The sequence below is a fragment of the Ideonella livida genome, assembly GCF_010499455.1.
GTDB lineage: Bacteria > Pseudomonadota > Gammaproteobacteria > Burkholderiales > Burkholderiaceae_C > Ideonella > Ideonella livida.
Map to the genome: position 1 here is coordinate 140497 of NZ_JAAGOH010000003.1, position 24280 is coordinate 164776.

At 68.7% G+C, this 24280-nt stretch carries 14 protein-coding genes; 4 read left to right on the top strand and 10 right to left on the bottom strand.

The window, feature by feature from the left end; translation table 11 throughout:
* Positions 1–120 precede the first annotated feature (120 nt).
* From G3A44_RS04075 to G3A44_RS04095, 5 genes are all read right to left on the bottom strand, one after another.
* The gene (locus G3A44_RS04075; RefSeq protein WP_163456226.1) at positions 121–801 is read right to left on the bottom strand and encodes a GntR family transcriptional regulator; all 681 of its coding nucleotides are present in this window, start codon (positions 799–801) and stop codon (positions 121–123) included.
* The gene (locus tag G3A44_RS04080) at positions 798–2186 is read right to left on the bottom strand and encodes an aspartate aminotransferase family protein (protein WP_163456227.1); all 1389 of its coding nucleotides are present in this window, start codon (positions 2184–2186) and stop codon (positions 798–800) included. The genes G3A44_RS04075 and G3A44_RS04080 overlap by 4 nt, the downstream gene beginning before the upstream one ends.
* Before the next feature lie 98 nt (positions 2187–2284).
* Positions 2285–3619, bottom strand: a complete 1335-nt coding sequence (locus tag G3A44_RS04085) for a glutamine synthetase family protein (protein WP_163456228.1) — start codon at positions 3617–3619, stop codon at positions 2285–2287.
* 207 nt (positions 3620–3826) lie between these two features.
* Positions 3827–5521, bottom strand: coding sequence for a lactate permease LctP family transporter (locus tag G3A44_RS04090; RefSeq protein WP_163456229.1), 1695 nt, complete (start codon positions 5519–5521; stop codon positions 3827–3829).
* A 44-nt stretch (positions 5522–5565) separates the two neighbouring features.
* Positions 5566–8403 carry an FAD-binding and (Fe-S)-binding domain-containing protein gene (locus G3A44_RS04095; RefSeq protein WP_163456230.1) on the bottom strand — a complete coding sequence of 946 codons (2838 nt, stop codon included), beginning with the start codon at positions 8401–8403 and terminating at the stop codon, positions 5566–5568.
* Positions 8404–8668: 265 nt separating this feature from the next.
* On the opposite strand from G3A44_RS04095, the gene G3A44_RS04100 reads away from it, so the two are divergent.
* Entirely contained in the window at positions 8669–9445 is a 777-nt protein-coding gene (locus G3A44_RS04100) for a GntR family transcriptional regulator (protein WP_163456231.1), read from the top strand.
* A gap of 128 nt (positions 9446–9573) precedes the next feature.
* Here G3A44_RS04100 and gstA read toward each other — a convergent pair whose 3' ends face one another.
* The 4 genes from gstA to G3A44_RS04120 all read right to left on the bottom strand — a co-directional run bounded on the left by gstA (position 9574) and on the right by G3A44_RS04120 (position 16295).
* Positions 9574–10182: a glutathione transferase GstA gene (gstA, locus tag G3A44_RS04105; RefSeq protein ID WP_163456232.1), complete on the bottom strand. Its 609-nt coding sequence runs from the start codon at positions 10180–10182 to the stop codon at positions 9574–9576.
* Between the two features lie 77 nt (positions 10183–10259).
* A complete protein-coding gene (locus G3A44_RS04110) occupies positions 10260–11786 on the bottom strand; it encodes an efflux transporter outer membrane subunit (protein ID WP_163456319.1) in 1527 nt (508 codons plus the stop codon).
* Positions 11786–14959: an efflux RND transporter permease subunit gene (locus G3A44_RS04115; protein WP_163456233.1), complete on the bottom strand. Its 3174-nt coding sequence runs from the start codon at positions 14957–14959 to the stop codon at positions 11786–11788. Before G3A44_RS04115 ends, G3A44_RS04110 begins: the two co-directional genes overlap by 1 nt.
* Before the next feature lie 43 nt (positions 14960–15002).
* Positions 15003–16295, bottom strand: coding sequence for an efflux RND transporter periplasmic adaptor subunit (locus G3A44_RS04120; RefSeq protein WP_163456234.1), 1293 nt, complete (start codon positions 16293–16295; stop codon positions 15003–15005).
* Between the two features lie 141 nt (positions 16296–16436).
* Here G3A44_RS04120 and G3A44_RS04125 point away from each other — a divergent pair, with 141 nt between their 5' ends.
* Genes G3A44_RS04125 through G3A44_RS04135 form a run of 3 tightly spaced genes read left to right on the top strand, consistent with a single transcriptional unit; the run spans position 16437 to position 23300 of the window.
* Complete coding sequence (locus G3A44_RS04125; RefSeq protein ID WP_163456235.1) at positions 16437–18713, top strand: type I restriction-modification system subunit M; 2277 nt, start codon at positions 16437–16439, stop codon at positions 18711–18713.
* A complete protein-coding gene (locus G3A44_RS04130) occupies positions 18710–19960 on the top strand; it encodes a restriction endonuclease subunit S (protein WP_239061696.1) in 1251 nt (416 codons plus the stop codon). Before G3A44_RS04125 ends, G3A44_RS04130 begins: the two co-directional genes overlap by 4 nt.
* A gap of 43 nt (positions 19961–20003) precedes the next feature.
* Complete coding sequence (locus G3A44_RS04135) at positions 20004–23300, top strand: type I restriction endonuclease subunit R (protein ID WP_163456236.1); 3297 nt, start codon at positions 20004–20006, stop codon at positions 23298–23300.
* Between the two features lie 3 nt (positions 23301–23303).
* Here G3A44_RS04135 and G3A44_RS04140 read toward each other — a convergent pair whose 3' ends face one another.
* Positions 23304–24224, bottom strand: coding sequence for a LysR family transcriptional regulator (locus tag G3A44_RS04140; protein ID WP_163456237.1), 921 nt, complete (start codon positions 24222–24224; stop codon positions 23304–23306).
* Positions 24225–24280: the final 56 nt, after the last annotated feature.

A 24280-nucleotide genomic window follows, 5' to 3' on the forward strand; every position in this document is an offset into this window, starting at 1 on the left:
TGCCCGTGCCGCAGCGTCAGGGTGGCGCCCCTGCACTCCGGTCTACAGGCCCGGCGCATGCTAGTGCGCCCGGGGCCGCAGGGGAAGGGGCACGCCCGCTGGGCGGCGTCAAAGCGGCATTCAGCCCTGGCGCAGGCGCTGGCGGACGAACTGGCCGGCCACGAAGATGTCGCGCTCGACCGCGCGACGCACGCCGGCGGCGTCCTGGCGGTCCAGGGCGCGCAGCAGGTCCTCGTGCGCGTCGTTGAGCACACCGGCCGCCTCGGGGGTGTCGAAGAGCCGGTTGCTCACCGGGCCGGCCTGCAGCCAGAGGGTGTCGATGAGGCGCCAGAGGGTGGGAGAGCCGGCGGCGCGGTACAGCAGGACGTGGAAGTCCTCGTTGGCGGCGAGGTAGTCGTCGGCCGCCCCGCGGGCCAGGGCGGCGGCCATGCGCGCGCTCAGGTCCCGCAAGGCTTGGCGGCCGGCAGCGTCCAGCCGGGTGGCGCCGCGCTCGGCGGCCTCACCCTCCAGCAGCAGGCGGGTCTGCAGCAGGTCGTCAAAGGCCGGCACCGACAGGCGGGGCACCGCCACGCCGGCATGGGGCACGTTGACCAAGGCGCCTTCGGCGGCCAGGCGCTGCAGCGCGGCCCGCACCGGCATCTGCCCCACACCCAGGGCAGTGGCCACCTGCCGGATCTTGAGCCGCTCGCCTGGCCTGAAGCGGCCCACCGTGACCCACTGGCGCAGGCGGGCGTACACGGCGTCCTGCTGGGTGGCGGCGTCCTGGGCCTGCGACGCCGGAGCCGGGTCGGTCACGGTCATGCCGGCGCCCGCAGCGTGGCCACCGCCGCCTCCAGCGTGTCCGCCAGGGCCTGCAGGTCCTCGTCCCGGGTGTCGGGGCAGACCAGCATCATGTTGTGGAAAGGGGTGATGAGCAGGCCGCGGTTGAGCAGGTACAGGTGCAGCGCGTGCTCCAGCGCGGGGTCCATGGCGGCACCGGCGGCGCTGCCGTGGCGCGGCGGGCGGGGGCAGAACTGGAACTCGGTGCGTGCCCCCACCTGGGTGACGCACCAGGGCACGCCCTGGCGGGCGAAGGCGCCGCGCAGCAGCCCGGCCAGGCGCTCGGCCCGGGCGTGCATGGGCGCAAAGACCTCGGGGCGCAGCAGGTGTTCCAGGGTGGCGCGCATGGCGGCCATGGCCAGGGCGTTGGCGGTGAGCGTGGTGCCGATGCCGGAATGGCCGGCCGGCGCCTGCCGCTTGGCGGCCACCGCACGGGCGGCCAGTTCGGCACTGAAGCCGTAGGCGGCGCAGGGCATGCCGCCGCCCAGGGCCTTGCCCACGACCACGGCGTCGGCGTGGATGCCGTGGGCCCGCGCGTACCCCCCGGGGCCACTGCTCAGGGTGTGGGTCTCGTCCATCACCAGCAGGCTGCCGTGGCGATGGATCAGGCGCTGCGCCGCTTCCCAGAAACCGGGCTCGGGCAGCACCATGCCGATGTTGGTCATCACCGGCTCGGCCAGCACGCAGGCCACGTCGCCCGGCGCCAGCGCGGTCTCCAGGGCGGCCAGGTCGTTGAACTCCACCACCCGGGTGTGGGGCAGCAGGTCCTGCACCTGGCCCAGCAGGCTGGGGCGCTGCACCGGCCGCCCGTCGATGAGGTCGACAAACACGTCGTCCACCGTGCCGTGGTAGCAGCCGTTGAAGACCAGCAGCACCGACCGGCCGGTGGCCGCACGCAGCCAGCGCAGCACGAAGCGGTTGGCGTCGCTGGCGGTCATGGCGAACTGCCACTGCGGCAGGCCAAAGCGCTCGGCCAGGCCCTGGGCCACCACCGCCGCATCCTCGCCGGCCAGCATGGTGGTCAGGCCGCGCTCGGCCTGCCGGGCCAGGGCCTGGGCCACCGGGGCCGGCGAGTGGCCAAACATGGCGCCGGTGTCGCCCAGGCAGAAGTCCACCCGCTCATGGCCGTCCACATCCGTTAGGCGGGCGCCCCGTGCCTGGGCCATCTGCAGGGCAAAGGGTGTACCCCAGTCGCTCATCCAGTGCAGCGGCACGCCGAACATCAGGTGGTCGGCGGCACGTCCGGCCAGGGCGCGCGAGCGCGGATGCGCGGCCTCGTAACGGGCGCGCTCGCGCTGCAGCAGCGCTTGCACACGGGCGGGGTCGATGCCGGTGTCGGGGCGGGCATGGGGGGCATGGGCGCTCATGGGGCCCTCCTGGGGCGGGGGGATTGAGGACCGGACAGGGGCGCGGGGGGGCGCCGGCCCGGCACAGGCAAAGCGGGGGCGTCAGGCCGACGCGGGGTTCACACCAGCAGCAGCAGGTGCTCACGCTCCCAGCTGCTGATGACCCGGTTGTAGGTGGCGTACTCCAGCTCCTTGACCGCGCAGAAGGCGTCGACGAAGGACTCGCCCAGCACCTCGCGCATGGGGGCACAGGCGCGCATGGCCTCGATGGCGTCCTCTAGGTGGCGGGGCAACTCGTGGTTGACGTTCCAGGCGCTGTCCACCGTGGGCTCGCTGGGCTGCAGGCCGCCTTGCAGGCCCAGCCAGCCGCAGGCCAGCGTGGCGGCCATGGCCAGGTAGGGGTTGGCGTCCACGCCGGGCACGCGGTTCTCCACCCGGCGGTTGGCGGGCCCAGACTTGGGCACGCGGATGCCGCAGGTGCGGTTGTCATGCCCCCAGCGCACGTTGATGGGGGCGGACATGTAGGGCGCCAGCCGCCGGTACGAGTTGACGTAGGGCGCGAACATGGGCATGACCTGCGGGATGTAGGCCTGCAGGCCGCCGATGAAATGGTGGAAATGCTCAGAAGCGCTGCCGTCGGGACGGCTGAAGAGGTTCTGCCCGTCGGGGCCCAGCACGCTCTGGTGGATGTGCATGGCACTGCCGGGTTCGCCCTCCATGGGCTTGGCCATGAAGGTGGCAAAGACGCCGTGGCGCAGCGCCGTCTCACGCACGGCGCGCTTGAAGAGGAACACCCGGTCGGCCAGCTCCAGCGGCTCGCCATGGGTGAAGTTGATCTCCATCTGCCCGGGACCGGCCTCGTGGATCAGCGTCTCCACCCCCAGGCGGTGCTGGGCGCAGAAGGTGGAGAGCTCCATGAAGAAGGGGTCGAAGTCGTTGACCGCGTCGATGGAGTAGCTCTGGCGGCCCACCTCGGGCTTGCCGGTGCGGCCCAGCGGCGGCTGCAGCGGCTCATGGGGGTTTTGCTGGCGGGCCACCAGGTAGAACTCCATCTCCGGGGCGACGATGGGTTTCCAGCCCTGGCGCTCGTACAGCGCCAGCACCCGGCGCAGCACGGCCCGGGGGGACAGGCCCACCGGCCGGCCGTCCCACTCCTCACAGTCGTGGATGACCACCGCCACCGGCTCCGCCGCCCAGGGGACCATGCGCACCGTGGCACCGTCGGGCCGGCAGACCATGTCGGGGTCGGTGTCGCCCACAAAGGGCCCGTTGTCGGGCTGGTGGCCGTTGACCGTGTTGAGCAGCACGCTCTTGGGGATGCGCATCTCCCCGCTGGCCAGAAAGAGGTCGCGCGGCAGGATCTTGCCGCGGGCGATGCCTGTCATGTCCGGAATCACGCACTCGATCTCGTGGATGCGGTGGCGTGTCAGGAAGTCCTCAAGGGGGGTGTCCATGCACCGAGTCTAGCGGTATCGCCTCATTTTGTGATCACAAATTGGGTCAAAAACCTGCACAAGGCGTTGAGCAGCGCCAACGTCACGCCTTTTCAGATCTCATCCAAGTCATCGTCCGGGGTGGCGAGATGGCAAAAAAAAGAGGGCGGCCATGGGCCGCCCTCCTGGCGCATCAGGCGGGGGCGGGCAGGCGCCCGCTGCCCGTCCTCACTGCGGGATCATGCCGGTCAGCCAATAGGCCTGCACGTAGGTGATCACGCCCACGATGGTGGCAAAGAACAGGCTGTGCTTGAGGGTGAAGCGGAACAGGTCCGACTCCTTGCCCACCAGGCCCACGGCAGCGCAGGCCACGGCAATGGACTGCGGTGAGATCATCTTGCCGGTCACACCGCCGGTGGTGTTGGCGGCCACCAGCAAGGTGTCGGACACGCCGACCTGGTGCGCGGTGGTGGCCTGCAGCGAGCCGAACAGCGCGTTGGCCGAGGTGTCCGAGCCGGTCAGGAACACGCCCAGCCAGCCCAGGAAGGGCGAGAAGAATGGGAACAGCGAACCGGTGCCGGCCAGCACCAGCGCCAGGGTGGAGGACAGGCCGGAGTAGTTGGCCACGAAGGCGAAGGCCAGCACCATGCCGATGGAGTAGATCGGGCGGCGCAGCTCCTTGAGCACCTCGGCGAAGGTGCGCAGACCGTCGGCCGGCTTCATGCGCAGCAGCACCATGGACAGGATGGCCGACAGCAGGATGGCGGTGCCGGTGGCCGAGACCAGGTCGAGCTTGTAGATGGCCTCATAGGCCTTGTCCGAGGCCACGATGGGCGCGGTCTTGATGACCAGGTTGTGCAGATGCGGCACCTCAAACTTGAAGACCAGGCCGGCCAGGGCGCCACCCTTGTCGAACAGGGCCTTGAAGGGCTTAAGGCTCCAGACCGTGACCATGACGGTCAGGATGATGAAGGGCGACCAGGCCTTGGCGATCTGGCCGGCGGTGTAACCCGACGGACGGCCGGCCACGCTGGCGTCCGACATCAGCGGCGCGCCGGCCACAGCGGTGGCCCCCACGCCACCGGCGGTGGCAAAGCGGAAGGTCTCCTTCGGGCGCCAGACCTTCAGGAACAGCGTCAGGCAGATCAGGCTGACCAGGGCGGAGGTGATGTCCGGCAGTTCCGGGCCCACGTAGCTGGCGGTGAAGTACTGGGTGACGGCGAAGCTGCCGCCAGCCACCAGCACGGCGGGCCAGGTGTCCTTCACGCCCTTGAGGCCGTTCATCATGAACACCAGCCAGAAGGGCACGAACAACGACAGCAGCGGCAGCTGGTGGCCGGCCATCTTGCCGATCAGGAAGGGGTCGATGCCGGTGACCTTGCCGGCCACCAGGATGGGGATGCCCATGGCGCCGAAGGCCACCGGTGCGGTGTTGGCGATCAGGCACAGGCCCGCGGCATACAGCGGGTTGAAGCCCAGGCCCACCAGCAGCGCGGCGGTGATGGCCACCGGGGCGCCAAAGCCGGCCGCACCTTCCAGGAAGGCACCGAAGGCGAAGCCCACCAGCAGCATCTGCAGGCGTTGGTCATCGGTGATGGACAGGATGGAGGCGCGGATCACCTCGAACTGCCCGGTCTTGACCGTGACCTTGTAGAGGAACACCGAGCACACGATGATCCAGGCGATGGGCCACAGGCCGTAGGCAAAGCCGTAGCCGGCCGAGGCCATGGCCATGTCCACCGGCATGCCATAGGCCAGCACGGCAATGGCCAGCGACAGCAGCACGGTGATGGTGCCGGCGATGTGGCCCTTCATGCGCAGCACCGCCAGCGCGACGAAGAAGAACACCACCGGAATGACGGCCACCAGCGCGGAGAGCGCCAGGTTGCCCAGGGGGTCATAGGTTTGCAGCCAGGTGGCCATGGAGGTCCTTGTGGGATCTGGTTGGAGTGGGGTTGGAGAAGTGGTCAGGAGGCCGAGGCCGGCACCGCGCAGTCATCCAGCAGCGCCTCGATCGACCGGTAAGGGATGCCGCCGTGGCTGCTCAGGCCGATCTGGCAGGTGCGGCTGCACGACACGCCCCCGCCGCAGCCCTCGGGCAGGGCCGGCTTCAGGCGCTTGAGGCTGTTGGCGTTGAGCTCGGGCCGTGTGAAACCCTTGTCACCGGCAAAGCCGCAGCAGGCGATGTCGGGCACGGTCACCTCGGTGGCGCAGCCCTTGGCCAGGGCCACCAGCTTGGCGCCGGCCCCCAGGCGCGAGGTGCTGCAGGGCACGTGCACCGCCAGCGACTGGGCCTTGGGCGTGAGCGCCACCTTGGGCAGCACCGCATCGGCCAGGAAGCTGACGGCGTCGTGCAGCTTCAGCCGGGCGTCCAGCTTGCCGGCGCGCTGGGCCTCGATCAGGCGCAACGAGCACGGCGCGTTGTCCAGGTAGACGGGAATGCGGCCCTGGTCGCTGGCGGCCAGCAGGGCTTCACCGGTGCGTTGCAGGGCGCGCTCGGCGGCCTCGGTGGCGCCGTGGCTGTCAAAGGGCTGGCCGCAGCACAGGCTGTCCTGGCCCGGCGGCAGCACCGGCACAAAGCCGGCCTTGTCCAGCAGGCTGAAGGCCGAGCTGGCCAGGTGGTCACCGCCCTTCGGGCTCTCGGCGAACACGCGGTTGACGCAGGCGGAGAAATACACCACCGGCGCCTTGGCTGCCCCGCCGGCCACCGCCTTGGGCGGTTGCGGCATGGACGCGGCCGGGCCCGGCGTGGCCACCGGCGCCACCGGCACCGGCACGATCTTGGCCACCGTGCGGTTGACGGCCGCGGTGGTCTGCGCCCCCAGCACGCCCTTGGCCAGACGCAGCACGCCCAGGCCGGCACGGGCGGTGCCCAGCACGGCGCCCAGGTGGCTCTCGGCGCGGTCGGCCAGGCCGGCGTGGCGTGACGGGCCGCGCAGCTTCTTGACCAGATCGCCGGTGTTGATGCCCACCGGGCAACGGGTAGCGCACATGCCGGTGGCCGCGCAGGTGTCCAGCCCGGCCCAGCCGTAGTCGGCCTCCAGCGCCGCCAACTCGGCCGGGGCGCTGCCGTCGCGGCGCAGCTGCTGCATGCGGCGCCAGGCCACGATGCGCTGGCGCGGCGTGAGCGACAGGCCGTTGGACGGGCAGGCCGGCTCGCAGAAGCCGCATTCGATACAGCGGTCCACCAGGCTGTCGGCGGCCGGCATGGCCTTGAGCGCCTTCAGGTGGATCTGGTCGTCGCGGCTGATGATGACGTCGGGGTTGAGCAGGCCAGCCGGGTCGAACAGCGCCTTGAGGGCGCACATCACTTCGTAGGCCTCGTCGCCCCATTCCAGCTTGACGAAGGGCGCCACGTTGCGGCCGGTGCCATGCTCGGCCTTGAGGGAGCCGCCAAACTCCACCGCCACCAGCAAGCTGACCTCGTCCATGAAGTCGCTGTAGCGCTGCACCTCAGCCGGGCTGTCAAAGCTGGGCGCAAACACGAAGTGCAGATTGCCCTCCAGCGCGTGGCCGAAGATCAGCGCCTCGGTGTAGCCGTGGGTGTCGAACAGCGCGGTCAGGCGCAGCACGCCCTCGGCCAGCTTCTCCACCGGAAAGGCCACGTCCTCGATCACGCAGGTGGTGCCCACGGCGCGCTGCGCGCCCACCGCCGGGAACAGGCCCTTGCGCACCGCCCAATAGGTCTCGCACACCGCCGCATCGGTGGAAAAGCCGCTGTCGGCCGCCGGCCGGTACGCCTGCAGCGTCGCGGTGATGGCGGCGCAGCGCGCCGCCAGCTCGGCAGCATCGGCGCCGCGGGTCTCGATCAGCAGGGCGGCGGCGCTGGGCGCGGGCTCACCGTACAGGAAGGCCGGCAGGCCCTTCTTGCCCTGGATGGCCAGGATGGAGCGGCGGTCCACCAGCTCCACCGCGTCCACCGCACCGCCGTCCTTGAGCGCGGTCACGGCGCGGCAGCAGTCCTCCAGCTCGGCAAACAACACCAGGCAACTGGCCTTGTGCGGATGGTCCGGCACCGTGTGGTAGGTGATCTGGGAGATGAAGCCCAACGTGCCCTCGGAGCCGATCATCAGGTGGGCCAGCATGTCCACCGGGTCTTCAAAATCGATCAGCGCGTTGATGCCGTAGCCGGTGGTGTTCTTCAGCCGGTACTTGCGGCGCACCTTGGCCAGCAGCTCCGCATTGCCGCGAATGCGCTGGGCCAGCGCCTGCAGGCTGTTGAGCAGCAGCAGGTGGCTGCGGCGGAAGGCGGCCACGCTGGCGGCATCGGCCGTGTCCAGCACCGTGCCGTCGGCCAGCATCACCCGCAGGGCCGCCAGCGTGTGGTAACCGTTCTGGGCCGTGCCGCAGCACATGCCCGAGCTGTTGTTGGCCGCCATGCCGCCAATGCGCGCCGTGGCGATGGAGGCCGGATCGGGCCCGATCTTGCGGCCGAAGCGTCGCAGCGCGTCGTTGGCATGCTGGCCGATCACGCCGGGCTGCAGGCGGATGCGGGCGCCGTCGTCCAGCACCTCGATGCCGGTCCAGCCCTCGCCAATCACCACCAGCACCGAATCGCTCACGGCCTGGCCCGACAGGCTGGTGCCCGCAGCCCGCAGGGTGACGGCCACCTCATGGCGCTGGGCCAGCGCCAGCACCGCGGCCACCTCGGCCTCGTCCCGGGCCAGCACCACCACCTGCGGCACCAGGCGGTAGAAGCTGGCGTCGGTGCCATAGGCCAGGGTGCGCAGCGGGTCGGTGACCAGCCGCTCGGCGGGCACATGACGGCCAAGGTCCTGGAGGAATGCCTGGTGCTGGGGGGTCATGGAGAGGCCTCGTCTCGCTGTTTGGATAATTGGTCAGTCCACTAGCTGACCTGGGATGGCCGGCAATGTAGAGGCACAACTGCCCAAGGGTCAACGCGAAACCCTCAGTATTAACCCTTATTTTGCCTTTCTTTGATCATTGGTAAGACCAATATGGCGCTGCAACACCACGTACCATGACCGCCTGATATCATTGGTCAGACCAATCCCGGTGTCCGACGGCTGCGCGCCGCGGCCCCGTCCCCTGCCCCGCCAGACCCGCCCGATGCCCGACTCCGCCACCCGCGCCCCGCTCAAGCCCTTGAACGTCACCCGCCTGTCCGACCAGATCGTGCAGCGCCTGGAGTCCATGCTGCTGGAGGGCAGCTTCAAGGCCGGCGACCAGTTGCCGCCCGAGCGGCAGCTGGCCGAGGAGCTGGGGGTGTCACGCCCCTCGCTGCGCGAGGCGCTGCAAAAGCTCATCGCCCGCGGCCTGCTCACTGCCCGCCAGGGCGGCGGGACTTTTGTCACCGACCGCTTGGGCGCCAGCTTTGCCGAGCCCTGGAAGGACCTGGTGGGCAGCCACCCCGAGCTGCAACGCGATGTGCTGGACTTCCGCCGCATGCTGGAGGGCACCGTGGCCGAGATGGCGGCCGAGCGTGCCACCGACGCCGACCTGGAGCGCCTGTCCACCTTGATGGCCCAGATGGAGGAGGCCCACCAACAGGGCGTGCTGTCGCGCACCTCGGCCATCGACGCCCACTTCCACCAGGCCCTGGCCGATGCGGCGCACAACGCCCTGCTCACCCACCTGAGCGCCAGCCTGCTGACCATGCTGCAGTCGCATGTGCACGACAACATCGCCAACCTGTTTGCAGTGGGCACCGTCTCCGCCCAGCTGCTGGACCAGCACCGGGCGGTGTGGGAGGCGGTGCGCGCTCGCGCGCCGGCCCAGGCCCGGGCCGCCGCCGTGGCGCACATCGACTTTGTGGACCGCACCCTGGAGAGCCTGCGCGAGGAGGCGGTGCGCCGCGAGCGGGCGCACCGCCGCGCGACGCCCTGAGGCGACGCGCCACCACTGCGTAGCCTGCCCCTGCCGGGCTGCCGTCGGTGCGGCGGTCCGCCGTGGGCTGCAGCTGGTCCGCCGCGCCATCTTTCAGGCAGGCACCGGGCGCCCGGCGCCGGTGGCGCTCAGGCCAGGCCTTCGGCCTGCAGCGCCTTCTGCACCGCCGGGCGGGCGCCCACGCGGTCACGGTAGGCCGGCAAAGCCGGCCAGCTGGCCAGGTCCACACCGGTGGCGGGCATCCAGCGCAGCACGGTGTACAGGTACGCGTCGGCCACGGTGAAGGTCTCGCCGGTCAGGTATTGGCGTCCGTCGGCCAGCTGGGCGGCCACAAAGCCCAGGCGTCGCGTCAGGTTGGCGCGGGCGGCGCTTTTCCAGTCGTCCTGGGCGCTGGGATTGAAGAAGGGGCTGCAGGAGCGGTGCAGCTCGGTGCCGATGAAGGTGAGCCACGACTGCAGCTGGTAGCGCGCCAGCGTGCCGTGGGTCGGCGCCAGGCCGGTGGCCGGCACCAGGTCGGCCAGGTACTGCACGATGGCCGGGCCCTCGGTCAGCAGCTCGCCGCCATCGAGCACCAGCGCCGGCACATAGCCTTTGGCATTGATGTCCAGGTAGTTGGCGCCGCCGGCGGTGACCTTGGTCTGCAGGTTCACGGCTTCGGACTCATAGGGCAGGCCGGCTTCTTCCAGCACGATGCGGGGGCTGAGCGAGCAGGCGCCGGGCTTGTAGTAGAGCTTCAAGGGGATGTGTCCTGTGGAGGGGGTGGGAATCGGCCGGTCACGGCCCTGCTCAGAATAGCCTGCGGCGGCAGGGGCGCTCAGGTCCCGCCCAGCACCTTGAAGAGCGTCACCCGGTTGGCCTGCTCGGTGAGTTGCAGGCTGATCAGGCCCTGCTGGGCGGCCAGCAGGCTGCGCTGGGCATCCAGCAGGGTGAGGTAGCCGTCGGCGCCGGCCTGCCAACGGGCCTGGCTCAGGCGCACCGCCTGGGTGTTGGCCTCCACCAGCGCCTGCTGGGCGCTCAAGCGCTGCTGCAGCGAGGCGCGCACGCTCAGCGCATCGGCCACCTCCTTGAAGGCCGTCTGCACCGTCTTGTCGTAGCTGGCCAGCCGCAGATCCCGGGTGATCTCGGCCTTCTGGGCCGTCGTGCGGGCAGCGCCCCCGTCCAGCAGGGGCAGGGTCACACTCGGGGCAAAGCTCCAGGCCCCCCCTTGGAACAGGTCTTCCAGGCTGCGGCTGGCGGTGCCCGCGCTGGCGGTGAGGGTGATGCGCGGGTAGAGGGCAGCGCGGGCGGCGGCCAGATCGGCCTGGGCGCCCTGCACCACCGCCTCGGCGGCCTGCACGTCGGGGCGGCGGCGCAGCACTTCGGAGGGCAGGCCCTCAGGCAGGGCCACCAGCGCGGCGGCCGGGACGGCCGCCTGCGTCGCGGTGCCACTGTCCGGCGTTGGCGGCAGCAGCGCCTCGGGCAGGCGCTGGCCCACCAGCAGCTCCAGCGCGGTGCGGTCGCGCTGCACCTGGCTCTCATAGGTGGCCACGCTGGCGCGGGCACTCTCCACCGTGGCCCGGGTCTGGGCCACGGTCAGGCCCGAGGCGGCGCCCAGCGCCTGGCGCTTCTCGGTCAAGCCCAGGGTCTGCTGCTGGCTGGCCAGGGTCTGGCGGTAGAGGGCCAGCAGCTGCTGGTCGGCACCCAAGGTGAGCCAGGCAGTGGCCACATCGGCCACCAGGGCCAGGCGGGTGCTGCGCTGGGTGGCCTCAGCCGCCAGGTAGGCCTGCAGGGCTGAGTCCCGCAGGCTGCCCACCCGGTTGAACAGGTCAATTTCCCAGGCGCTGATGCCCAGGCCGGCGCTGTAGGCGCGGCTGACGGTGTCGCGGCCGGCACTGCTGGCCTCGGCCGGGGTGCGGCTGGCGCTCAGGCCGGCGTTGGCATTGAGGGTCGGGCCGCTGGCCGCCTCCTGGATGCGGTAGGTGGCGCGGGCCTGCTCCAGTGTGAACACCGCCACCCGCAGGTCGCGGTTGGCCTGCAGCGCCAGGGCGATGACCTGGCGCAGCCGGGCGTCCTGCACCAGGGCCTGGCCCTCAAGGGCGGCGGCGTCGGCCGTGGGCGCGGACGCCGGGGATGCGGGGAGCGTGGCGGAGGCCGCCGGCCAATCCGCCGGCACGGCCGAGGCGGCCTGGGCCTGGAGCTGGGCGCGGGCGTCGGCGCGCTGTTGTGCGCTGTCCGGGCCCAGGGTGCCGCAGGCGGACAGGGTCAAGCCGACGGCCAGGGCAGCGGCCAGGCTGGCGGCCCGCCGGGCAGGCAGGCCAGACGGGGCACGGCCCGGGCGAGTGGGGTAGTGGTCGGGGCGCATCACGGGCCCTCCTGCTCAGAATGGATGGCGGCGGGGGTGGAAGGGGCGGCGGCCGCCGCGCGGCGGCGGGCCACCCAACCCCGGATCAGCACGAAGAACACCGGCACAAACAACAGGCCCAGCACGGTGGCACTGGCCATGCCGCCCAGCACGCCGGTGCCAATGGCCCGGCGGCTGCCGGCGCCAGCGCCGGTGCTCAGGGCCAGCGGCAGCACCCCGGCCATGAAGGCCAGCGAGGTCATCAGGATGGGCCGCAGGCGCAGGCGCACCGCCTGCTTGGTGGCTTCGATCAGGTCCATGCCCTGCTCCTGCAACTGCTTGGCAAACTCCACGATCAGGATCGCATTCTTGGCCGCCAGGCCCACCGTGGTGAGCAGGCCCACCTGGAAGTACACGTCGTTGGACAGGCCGGCCAGCACGGTCAGCCCCAGGGCGCCGATGACGCCCAGCGGCACCACCAGCATCACCGCCAACGGCACCGACCAGCTCTCGTACAGCGCCGCCAGGCACAGGAACACGAACAGGATGGACAGCGCATAGAGCGCCGGCGCCTGCGAGCCCGAGAGCCGCTCCTGGTAGCTCTGCCCGGCCCACTCAAAGCCAAAGCCCTGGTGGCCCTGGGCCGGCAGCTGGGCGATCAACTCCTCCACCACCGCCATCGCGGTGCCCGAGCTCACGCCCGGGGCGGCCTCGCCCACGATCTCCAGCGACGGGAAGCCGTTGTAGCGCTCCAGGCGCGGGGCGCCGTAGGTCCAGCTGGTGCTGGCAAAGGCCGAGAACGGCACCATCACCCCGCTGCTGCTGCGCACCTGCCACTGCATGATGTCCTCGGGGCCCATGCGGTAGGGCGCGTCGCCCTGCACATAGACCTTCTTCACGCGACCCTGGTCCAGAAAGTCGTTCACATAGGCGCCACCCAGCGCCACCGACAAGGTGGTGTTGATGTCGCCGGTGGACAAGCCCAGGGCACCGGCCTTGCGGTCGTCCACGCTGATGCCCAGCTGCGCGGTGTCGTCCAGGCCGCTGATGCGCACCTGGGCCAGCTCGGGACGCTTGCGGGCCATCTGCAGCAGCTGGTCCTTGGCTTTGACCAGGGCGTCGTGGCCCAGGCCGTCGCGGTCCTGCAGCTGCAGGGTGAAGCCACCGGAGGAGCCCAGGCCGCGCACGATGGGCGGCTGCATCACGAACACCCGCGCATCGCGCAGGCTGGCCAGCGCCTGGTTGGCACGGCGGGCGATGCTGGCGGCGCTCTGGCCGTCGGCCGGGCGCTCGCTCCAGTCCTTCAGGCGGATGAAGGCGCGGCCGGTGGCCTGGTCGCCGGAGATGCCCACGATGGTGGTGTAGCCGGCGATGTCGGCCTGCTGGCCGAGCCAGTTCTCAAAAGCCTCCATGGACTTCATCAGCCGCTCGCGGGTAGCGCCCGAGGGCAGGCGCACCTCGGCCATCAGCACGCCCTGGTCCTCAGCGGGCAGGAAGGAGCTGGGCAGGTCCTTGTAGAGCCAGCCCATGCCGGCCAGCAGCAGGGCATAGACCACCATCATGCGGCCGCCACGCCGCACCAGCCGGCCGGTCAGCACGGTCAGGCCCTGGCTGCTGCGGTCAAAGGTGCGGTTGAAGCCGCCAAAGAAGCGGCCCAGCAGGCCGGCGTGGGCGGTGTGGTGCTCGCCCGGCGGCAGGGGCTTGAGCAGGCTGGCGCACAGCGCGGGCGTCAGCGTCATGGCCACCAGCACCGACAGCACCATGGCCGAGACGATGGTGATGCTGAACTGGCGGTAGATCACCCCGGTGGAGCCGCCGAAGAAGGCCATGGGGATGAACACCGCCGACAGCACCAGGGCAATGCCCACCAGCGCGCCGGTGATCTCGCCCATGGACTTGCGGGTGGCCTCGCGCGGGCCCAGGCCCTCGTCGCCCATCACCCGCTCCACGTTCTCCACCACCACGATGGCGTCATCCACCAGCAGGCCGATGGCCAGCACCACGCCAAACATGGTGAGCGTGTTGATGGAGTAGCCAAACGCCGCCAGCACGCCAAAGGTGCCCAGCAGCACCACCGGCACGGTGATGGCCGGGATCAGCGTGGCCCGCCAGCTCTGCATGAACAGGTACATGATGACCACGACCAGGGCCACCGCCTCGGCCAGGGTGATCACCACCTCCTCGATGGAAATCTTCACAAAGGGGCTGGTGTCAAACGACAGCTCGGGCTGCAGCTGGTACGGAAAGCCCGGCTGCAGCGCAGCCACTTTGGCCTTGACCGCATTGGCCACCGCAATGGCGTTGGCCCCGCTGGCCAGGCGCACGCCCAGCGCCGCCGAGGGCTGGCCCTTGAAACGGGTGGCGATGGTGTAGCTCTCCCCGCCCAGCTCCACCCGGGCCACATCGCCCAGGCGCACCAGGCTGCCGTCGCTGGCGGTCTTGAGCACGATGTTGCGGAACTCGAACTCGCTTTGCAGCTTGCTGCGGGCGGTGATGGTCACGTTGAGCTGCTGGCCCGGCGTGGCCGGCAGGCCCCCCACCTGGCCGGCCGAGACCTGTGCGTTCTGCGCGGTGATGGCGCTGCTCACGTCCGAGGGCATCAGGCCCACCGCCGCCAGCTTGGCCGGGTCCAGCCAGATGCGCATGGCGTGGCCGGTGCCCAGCAGCTGCACCTCGCCCACGCCGTCCACGCGGCTGAGGATGTCCACCACATTGGCGTTGAGGTAGTCGCCAATCTGGATGTTGGTGGCGCTGGCGTTGGCCGAGGCAAAGGCCATGACCAGCAGGAAATCGGTGCCCGACTTGGTGACAGTCACGCCCTGGTTCTGCACCGCCTGCGGCAGCTGGCTCAGCGCCTGCTGCAGCTTGTTCTGCACCTGCATCTGCGCCACGTCGATGTTGGTGCCGGCCTGGAAGCTCAGTGTGATCTGCGCCTGCCCCGAGGACGCGCTGCTGGAGGACATGGACAGCAGCCCGTCCAGCCCCTTCATGCGCTGCTCGATGACCTGGGTCACCGAGTCCTCGATGGTCTTGGCCGAGGCGCCGGGGTAGGTGGCGTTGATGCTGACGCGCGGCGGCGCGATGTCAGGGTACTGCTCCAACGCCAAGGTGCGGATGGCCAGCGCCCCGCCCAGCATCACCAAGATGGCGAGCACCCAGGCAAAGATGGGCCGGTCAATGAAAAAACGTGCCATGAATGGTGGACTCCGTGTCGATCTGCGGGCGATCGGCGATCGATCAGCGGGAAGCGGCCGAGGCCGCCGCCGTGGCCGGTGCGGCGCCGTTGGCCGCCGGGGCCCCCGTCCCGCCCGTCCCCACCGGATGCACCTGCACCGTGTCGCCCGCCTTGACCTTCTGCGACCCTTCCACGATCACGCGCTCGCCGGCCTTCAGCCCGCCGCTGACCAGCCAGGCATTGCCATAGGCGCGGTTGACGGTGACCGCCCGGCGCTCCACCACCCCGGCGGCGTCCACCACCAGCACGCTGGCGGCGCCGCGGCTGTCGCGCGAGAGCGCCTGTTGCGGCACCTGCAGGCCTTCGGGCACGCTGCCGGTCTCCAGTTGGGCGCGCACGTACATGCCCGGCATCAGGTCACCCTGCGGGTTGGGAAACTGCGCGCGCAGCGTGACCGCGCCGGTGGTGGTGTTGACCGACACCCCGGCCATGCGCAGCTTGCCCGGCAGCGGGTACACGCTGCCGTCTTCCAGCACCAGGCGGATGCGGGCGTCTTCCGCCCCCACCTTCTGCAGCTTGCCGGTGGCAAAGTCCCGCTTCAGGCGCAGCAGCTCGGCGCTGGACTGGCTGATGTCCACCTGCACCGGGTCGGTCTGGCGCACGGTGGTCAGCACCGTGGCCTGGTCGGCCGTCACCAGCGCACCGGGGGTGACACTGCTCACATCCACCCGGCCGCCGATGGGCGAGGTGACCTGGGTGCGGCTCAGGTTGAGCTGGGCGCTGTCGCGCGTGGCCTTGGCGCTGGCCAGATCGGCCTCGGCCTGCTTCACCGCCACCTGGGCGTCCTGCAGGTCCTGCTGGCTCACGGCCTCCACCTTCATCAACTCGGCGCGGCGCTGGGCGGTCAGGCGCGCGGCCTCCAGCGTGGCCTGGGCGCGGTCCACACTGGCCTGGGCGCTGGCCAGGGCCACGCGGTAGCTGTCGGGCTCAATCTCATAGAGCACCTGCCCGGCCTTGACGGTGCCGCCCTCCACAAAGTTGCGGCTGCGGATCAGCCCGCGCACCTGCGGCCGGATCTCGGCCACCACCGGTGCCGCCACCCGGCCGGGCAGCTCGGTGGACAGGCCCACCGTCTGCGTGGCCAGCGTCACCACCCCCACCGTCACCGGCGCCGCCGGCTTGGCGCCACCGGCCGGCGCCGTCTGCGCACCAGACTTCTGGCAGCCCGCCAGCGCCACCAGGCTCAGCAGCGCCGCCGCCGCCAGCAATGAAAGGGGCCGCCGGCGCAGCCACACGGCGCTCAGCGCCACGGCGTTCACGGGGTCTTGTGGGGAAGCAGGTGCAGCAGCAGACATGGGCGCGCCATCGGCAGAGTTCTCAGGATGGGCGCCATGATGGAAAGCAAATGTGGAGGAAATGGGGAGAGGGGTGGGGAGAGGCTGGCCGAGCTGGTGAGCCCACAGGGAAGGCCAGGGCCGCAGTTAGCATTCCGGCCCATGAACTTGCAACAACTAGAAGACGAACTCTGGGAGGCCGCAGACGACCTGCGCGCCAACTCCAAGCTCACCGCGGCCGAATACGCCATGCCCGTGTTGGGCCTGATCTTTTTGCGCCACGCGGCCAACCGCTTCCGGGCCTACCTGCCCGACATTGAAGCCGCCATTCCGGCCAAGATGCCCGCCGCCCAGCGTGAAGAAGTGATCAAGCTCGGCTTTCAAGGCAAAGCCGCCGTGTACCTGCCGGAAGCCGCACGGTTTGAGCGCATCGCCAGCCTGCCCCAAGACGCCAGCGTGGGCGAGGCCATTGATGCGGCCATGGACGCCGTGGAAGCCGAATACCCCGTGCTGCAGGGCGCCTTGCCCCGTGGCTACGCCGGGTTCGAGCCTGAGTTGCTGGCCCGCTTGGTCAAGATCTTTGACCGCCCTGCCCTGCAAACCGCCACGGGCGACGTGTTTGGCCGCATCTACGAGTACTTCTTGAACAAGTTCGCCATGACCGGCGCGCAAGAGGGGGGCGAGTTCTTCACCCCGCCCTCACTGGTGCGCCTGATCGTGAACGTCATCGAGCCCGATCACGGCATCGTGCTCGACCCCGCCTGCGGCTCGGCCGGCATGTTTGTGCAAACCGGCCACTTCATTGAAGACGCGCGCCACGCCCAGGCCAATGACACCGTCACCTTTCACGGCCAAGAAAAGAGCGACACCAACACCAAGCTCGCCCGCATGAACTTGGTGGTGCACGGCCTGGACGCCAGCAACATTGGCCAAGGCAACACGTTTTATGACCAAGCGGAGCACCTGATTGGCCAGTGCGATTTCGTCATGGCCAACCCGCCGTTCAACGTGGACGGGGTGGACACCAAACGCATCACCAAACAACTGGCCCCGCAAACACCCGACGAGCAAGCCGCTGATCTGGGCGGCGGCCCCTACCGCCTGCCCTTTGGCTTGCCCGGCACCAATGCCAAAACCGGTGCCATCAGCAATGCCAACAGCCTGTGGATTCAGTACTTCTACAGCTACTTGAACGGCAGTGGCCGGGCCGGCTTTGTGATGGCCAGCAGCGCCTCAGACGCGGGCAACAAAGACCGCGACATCCGCGCGCAGTTGGTGCGCACCGGCCATGTGGACGTGATGGTGGCCATTGGCCCCAAGTTTTTCTACACCCGCAGCCTGCCCTGCACCCTGTGGTTTTTTGACAAGGGCAAGCCCGCCGACCTGCAAGACCAGGTGCTGATGGTGGATGCCCGCAGCATCTACCACGTGGTGTCAACCCGCTCGCATGTGTTCACTGAAGAGCAGTTGGCCAACCTCACCACCATCACCTGGCTGTACCGGGGCGAGCACGCCAAGTTCACCGCCCTGGTGGCCCGCTACCAGCAGCAGGTGGCGCACTGGCTGGCCGAGCTGCCCGCCCGCCTGCGCGCAGACACCCGCACGCTGCGCCAACTGGCGCTCAAGCTGCAGCGCTTTGCGCGCTACACCAACGTGAACACCGAGCTGCTGCCCCCGCTGCCCGCTGAGCCCCCGCCCACACCGGCCCAGCAAGCCGAGCTGGCCCAGCGCCGCACCGCGCTGCAAGCCACCCTCGACGCCTGGAAGGCGGATCTGGCCCAGGCACTGGCCGACACCAGCGCAACCCAAACCCTGGCCGCGCTGCAAGCCCAGGCCGCCCAGGCCCGCGCCGCCATCGCGGCGGCCAATCTGGCCACCCATGCGGGCCAAACCGCCCTGCAAACCACGCTGGAGGCCCTGGCCCCCGCACTCAAAGCCGCCGGCAAAACGCTGGAGGCGCGCCACAAACGCGCCCTGGCCCTGCTGGATGCAGCCGACAAAATGTGGCGCGCCCGCACCGGCAGCAAAGCCAGCAAGGCCTGGCACGGGGCGGCCCTGCGCCAGCTCCGCCGCGCCCTGCAGCCGGCCGATGCCAAAAAGAGCGAAGACCCCACCGTGCGTGACCGGGTGCTGGAGGCACCCAAGCAGGCCGCCTACTTCATCGCCCAGGTGCACTGGCTGCACAGCCGCTTTCCCCACGGCACCTTTGAAAACGTGCCCGGCCTGTGCAAGGCCGTGACGGTGGAAGACATCGAAGCCAACGATTGGTCGCTCACCCCGGGGCGTTATGTCGGCGTGGCGGCCGCGCAAGACGACGGCGACGAAGACGCCTTTGCGGCGCAACTGCGCGAGATCCACGAGGAGTTGGCGGAGTTGAACGACAAGGCGGTGGCACTGGCGGCGCGGATTACGGGCAATTTGGAGGGGTTGTTGGGATGAGCGCCCGCATGTTGTCGATTCGCGAACTGTCGGTCGGGGTGTTTGATGGGCCACACGCCACACCCGAATTGCATGAGGAAGGTGCTGCCGTTTTCCTCGGTATTCCCAACATCAGGCCCGACGGCTCGCTGGATCTTGCCGCTGCACGCTGGGTGGCGGAAAAGGACTTGGCTAAGTGGAACAGGCGTGTCACACCACAACCGCGCGACATCGTGTTCACCTACGAAGCCACACTGAATCGGTATGCGCTGATTCCAGATGGCTTGAGCTGCACTCTGGGGCGGCGCACGGCATTGATTCGTCCGAACCCTGAGGTGGTTGACCACCGCTACCTCTTCTACTACTTCTACTCGGCACCTTGGCGTGCCCAAATCGAAGCCAACACCCTGACCGGCGCCACGGTGGATCGCATCCCGCTGACTACCTTTCCTGACTTCAGGGTCTTTGTGCCTGACTTGATGTCACAGGGCGTGATTGCCGAAGTCTTGGCAACCTACGACAACCTGATCGCCATCAACCAGCGTCGCATCACGCTGCTGGAACGGGCCGCCCGGTTGCTGTACCGCGAGTGGTTCGTGAACCTGCGGTTTCCGGGGGGAAACGCCGCAAGAATCGAAGATGGTTTACCTGTTGGCTGGGTCAAAGGGACGACTCATGACTTCGTTGCCGTACTCAGCGGCGGCACTCCAAAGACGGGGATGCCCCACTACTGGGGGGGCGAAATTCCTTTCTTTACGCCAAAAGATTGCCCCTCGAACTTTTATGTAGTCGATACGGAAAAGCGGCTGACAGAGTCTGGTCTTGGCAGCTGCAACAGTCGGCTCTATCCGCGCAATACGACGTTCATCACGGCTAGAGGGACCGTAGGCAAGATTGCCCTTGCGCAGCGGTCCATGGCCATGAATCAGTCTTGCTATGCGCTGGCGCCGAAGCAGGCCTTTGACGAGCTGTTTTTGTTCTTGGCCATCAGCGATGCAGTTGAACATTTCAAACAAGTGGCTGTCGGCGGCGTCTTTGATGCGATCGTCGTGGACACCTTCAAAGTCATTCCATTCGTCTTGCCCCCCCTCGAACTGGTTGCCAAATTTGGCGATCTGGTACGTCCCAAGTTTGAGCAGATCGCAAATCTACTCTTGCAGAATCAGCAACTCTCCCGCGCCCGTGACCTGCTCCTCCCCAAGCTGATGTCCGGCCAACTGGATGTGAGCCGGCTGCCGATGCCTGAGGCGGCACCGCCCGCCGCCTGACCGGCCACCCCCTCGCCCCAACACCACACCACAGGGAGTCCCCATGGGCCACAAAAACGACTATTCAGAAAGCGTGTTGGTGCAAGAACCCGCCGCCGAGTTTTTGCAACAACAACTGGGCTGGGACAGCGTGATGGCCCAAAACGAGGGCCCGCTGGTCCCCGAGGGTCTGCTGGGCCGCACCGCCGACACCCAGGTGGTGCTCACCCGCGATGTGCTGGCCGCCCTGCGCCGCCTGAACCCCAACTTGCCCGAGGCGGCCTACACCCAGGCGCTGGAGGCGGTGCTGCACCACGACAGCGCCCAATCCCTGCTGCAGACCAACCAAGACAAATACCGCCTGCTGCGCGACGGCGTGCTGGTCAAGGTGCGTGACCCGGCCTCCGGCCAGTGGCTGGAGCGCCGCCTGCGCCTGATCGACTTTGACGCGCCCCAGAACAACCGGTTTTTGGCCGTGCGCGAGCTGTGGGTGCGCGGCCCCATTCACCTGCGCCGCCCCGATTTGCTGGGCTACGTGAACGGCCTGCCGCTGGTGTTCATCGAGTTCAAGCGCTTTGATGTGCCGGTGGATGCTGCCTACAAGCACAACTACGCCGATTACCGGGACACCATCCCCCACCTGTTCCACTGGAACGCGCTGGTGGTGATCTCTAACGGGCTGGAGGCCCAGTACGGCTCACTCACCGCCACGCCCGAGCACTTCTACCGCTGGAAGCGTCTTGACGAAGATGACCCTGAGCCCAACCCCAACCAGCCGCAACTGAACCTGCTGCTGCGCGGCCTGATGGAGCGCGGGCGCTTGCTGGACATCGTGGAGAACTTTGTGCTGTTTGACGCCGGGGCTGACGGCGTGCAGAAGATCGTGCCGCGCAACCACCAGTACCTGGGCGTGAACCGGGTGATTGAGCGGCTCACCTCCACCGACCCCGCCGTGCAGGCCGAGGTGGCGCAAGGCCGGCTGGGCGTGTTTTGGCACACGCAGGGGTCCGGCAAGTCGTACTCCATGGTGTTTTTGAGCGAGAAGATCCGCCGCAAGGTGTCTGCCCGCTACACCTTTGTGGTGGTGACCGACCGCACCGAGCTGGACGGCCAGATTGCCGGCACCTACACCACCACCGGGCGCGCCAGCGCCCGGGCCGACCAAGCCCGCAGCGGCGACGCACTGCGCAGCATGCTGCGCGAGCAAAACCGCAGCTATGTGTTTGGCATGGTGCAAAAGTACCGCGAGCGGGTGACCGAGCCATATTCCGAGCGCTCAGACATCATCGTGTTGTCTGACGAGGCGCACCGCACCCAGTACGGGCGCTTGGCGCAAAACATGCGCCGGGGCTTGCCGCGCGCTAAGTTCTTGGGCTTCACCGGCACGCCCTTGATTGACGCTGACGAGAAGCAACTGACCCGCAAGGTGTTTGGCGACTACGTCTCGATCTACGACTTCAAGCGCGCCGTGGCCGACGGCGCCACCTTGCCCCTGTTTTATGAAAACCGGGGCGACAAACTCAAGATCACCGACCCCAAGCTCAACGAGCGCCTGCTCAAGCACATCGAGGCGGCCAAGGAGGCCGCCACGGCCGACGACCCGTGGACCGAGGAGAAAGAGGACAAGCTCTACCGCAAGCTGGCCAGCGATTACCCCGTGCTCACCGCGCCCACCCGCCTGGACCGGGTGGCCACCGACTTTGTGGATCACTTCGCGCAGCGCCGCATTGCCGTGGCCCAGGGCAACAGCAAGGCGCTGGTGGTGTGTCTGGACAAGATCACCTGTGTGCGGCTGTTTGACCTGATCGACGAGAAATGGCGGGCCAAAACGGCGGCCCTGGACGCCGAGGTGTCAGAGGAAGAAGCCAAGTTCGCGGCCAAGGGCAAGACCCCTGGCAGCACCTTGCTGGCCCAGCGCGAGAAGGTGGAGTGGATGAAGGCCACCGAGATTTGCGTGGTGGTGTCTCAAGAGCAGGGCGAGGTGGCGGAGTTCAAGAAGTGGCAGAACCACCGCAACGAGCCGCTGGACATCACCCCGCACCGGGAAAAGATGGTCAAGCGTGCGTTGGAGGCTGACTTCAAGAAGGCGGAGCACCCGTTCCGCGTGGCCATCGTGTGCGCCATGTGGTTGACGGGTTTTGATGTCAAGAGTTTGGCCACGCTGTACCTGGACAAGCCGATGCAGGGGCACGCGCTGATGCAGGCGATTGCCCGGGTGAACCGTGTAGGTGGCGGCAAGAAGATGGGCCTGGTGATTGACTACAACGGCATGCTGCGCAGCCTGCGCGAGGCCCTGGCCACCTTTGCGCAAGGTGACCGCAAGGGCACCGGCAAGGGCGATGCCGAGGACGAGACCGTGCGCGATGACGTGGCGGCCTTGGCCGAGTACGCCAAGAGCCTGGAGGCGGCCGAAACCTATCTGCGCGGCCTGGGGGTGGCGCTGGACGCCATCATCCAAGCCACAGGTTTTGCCAAGCAGCAGTTGCTGCTGGCCGCCGCAAATGCCTTGGCCACGACGGAGGAGGTGCGCAAGCGCTTCGACGTGCATGTGGAGGATGTGCGGGCGCGCTATCGCTCGCTGTTCCCGAACGAGGGGCTGTACCCGTACGACGCGCAGGAGGCAGCGCTTTCCGCCATCCACAGCAAGCTACAGGCCGTGCGCACCTCACCGGACATCAGCGCGCTGCTTCAGTCGCTGTATGACGTGGTGGACACCGCCATTGAGCACGAGGCGCCAGCACAGCAGGCCAAGGAGAAAGCACCGCTGTATGACCTCTCGGCCTTGGACATTCACCGGCTGCGGGCCGAGTTTGAGAAAACCCCTCACAAGGCCGTGCTGCTGCTGAACCTGCAAGAGCGCATGGCGCGGCGCTTGGCCGCCATGGTGGCCGCCAACCCCACGCGGGTGGATCTGTACGAGCGCTATCAAAAGATCGTGCAGGCCTATAACCGCGACAAAGACGCCACCGAGATTCAAAAGGTCATGGACGACTTGCTCGCCATGAACGAGACCCTGGATGTGGAGGCCCGCCGTTTTGTGCGCGAGGGTCTGGACGACGAGGAGCAACTGGCCGTGTTTGACCTGCTGCAAAAGGAAAGCCTTAGCAAAGCAGACCGCGAGAAGGTCAAGGAGGTGGCCAAGGCGCTGTTGGCCAAACTCAAGGCCGGCAAACTCAAAATCGACCATTGGCGCGAGAAGGCCACGGCTCAGGCGCAGATCAAGGCAGAAATCATCAATGAGCTGTTCGCCCATCTGCCCGATGCAGCGTACGGCGAGGCAGAAATCAGCGCCGTGGCCGGTGCTGTGTTCACGCACATGCTGACCACAGGCCCGGGCGCTTCGGCCCCTCGGCTGCATTGAGGCTCAGCGCACCAGCGTCGGCCCCAGCACCTCCTCCAGCCAGCGCATGAACACCTGCACCCGCCGGGGCAGGTGGCGCCGGTGGGGGTAGAGCAGGTGCACCGGCATGGGCGGCGGGCGCCAGCGCGGCATCACCTCCACCAGTTCGCCGTCTTGCAGGGCGCTGCGCACGCCGGCCAGGGGCAGCTGAGCCAGGCCCAGGCCGGCGCGCACCGCCGCCTGGTAGGCCTCGGCGTTGTTGACGGTGAGGGTGCCGGGCAGGTCGGTGTGGCCGGGGGCGCCGGTGTCGGGGTCGGTCCATTCCAGGGTGCTGGGCATGCCGGGGACGGTGGCGTAGTGCACCAGGCGGTGGTCGGCCAGTTCACCCGGGTGGGTGGGCGTGCCGTGGCGCGCCAGGTAAGCCGGGCTGGCCACGGTGGCCACGGGGTACAGGCCCAGGGGCCGGGCCACCAGGCTGGAGTCGCCCAGGGCGCCGATGCGCAGCACGCAGTCATAGCCCTCGCGCACCAGGTCCACCCGGCGGTCGGTGCTGTCGAGTTGCAGTTCCAAGCCAGGGTGGGCGGCCAGAAACTCCGGCAGGCGCGGGATCACCAAGCGCCGGGCGGTGATGAGCGGCATGTCCACCTTGAGGCGGCCGGTCAGCCCGCCATCCAGTGGCTGGAACTGGGTGCTCATGGCGTCCCATTCGTCCAGCAGGTCACGGGCCTGGGCGTAGAAGGCTTGGCCGTCCGGCGTAGGCTGCACGCGGCGGGTGGTGCGGTGCAGCAGCCGAGTGCCCAGGCGGGCTTCCAGGTGCCGCACGGCCTCGCTCACCCGGGTCTTGGGCCAGCCCAGGGCGGCGGCGGCTTGGGTGAAGCTGCCCAGCTCCACCACCCGCACCAGGGCCCGCAGGTGCTCGGGGCGCAGCTCGGATTGTTCGTTCATGCCGGACAGTATGTGCGGAATTGGCTTATTTATCAGCGCTGATTCGATCAATACAG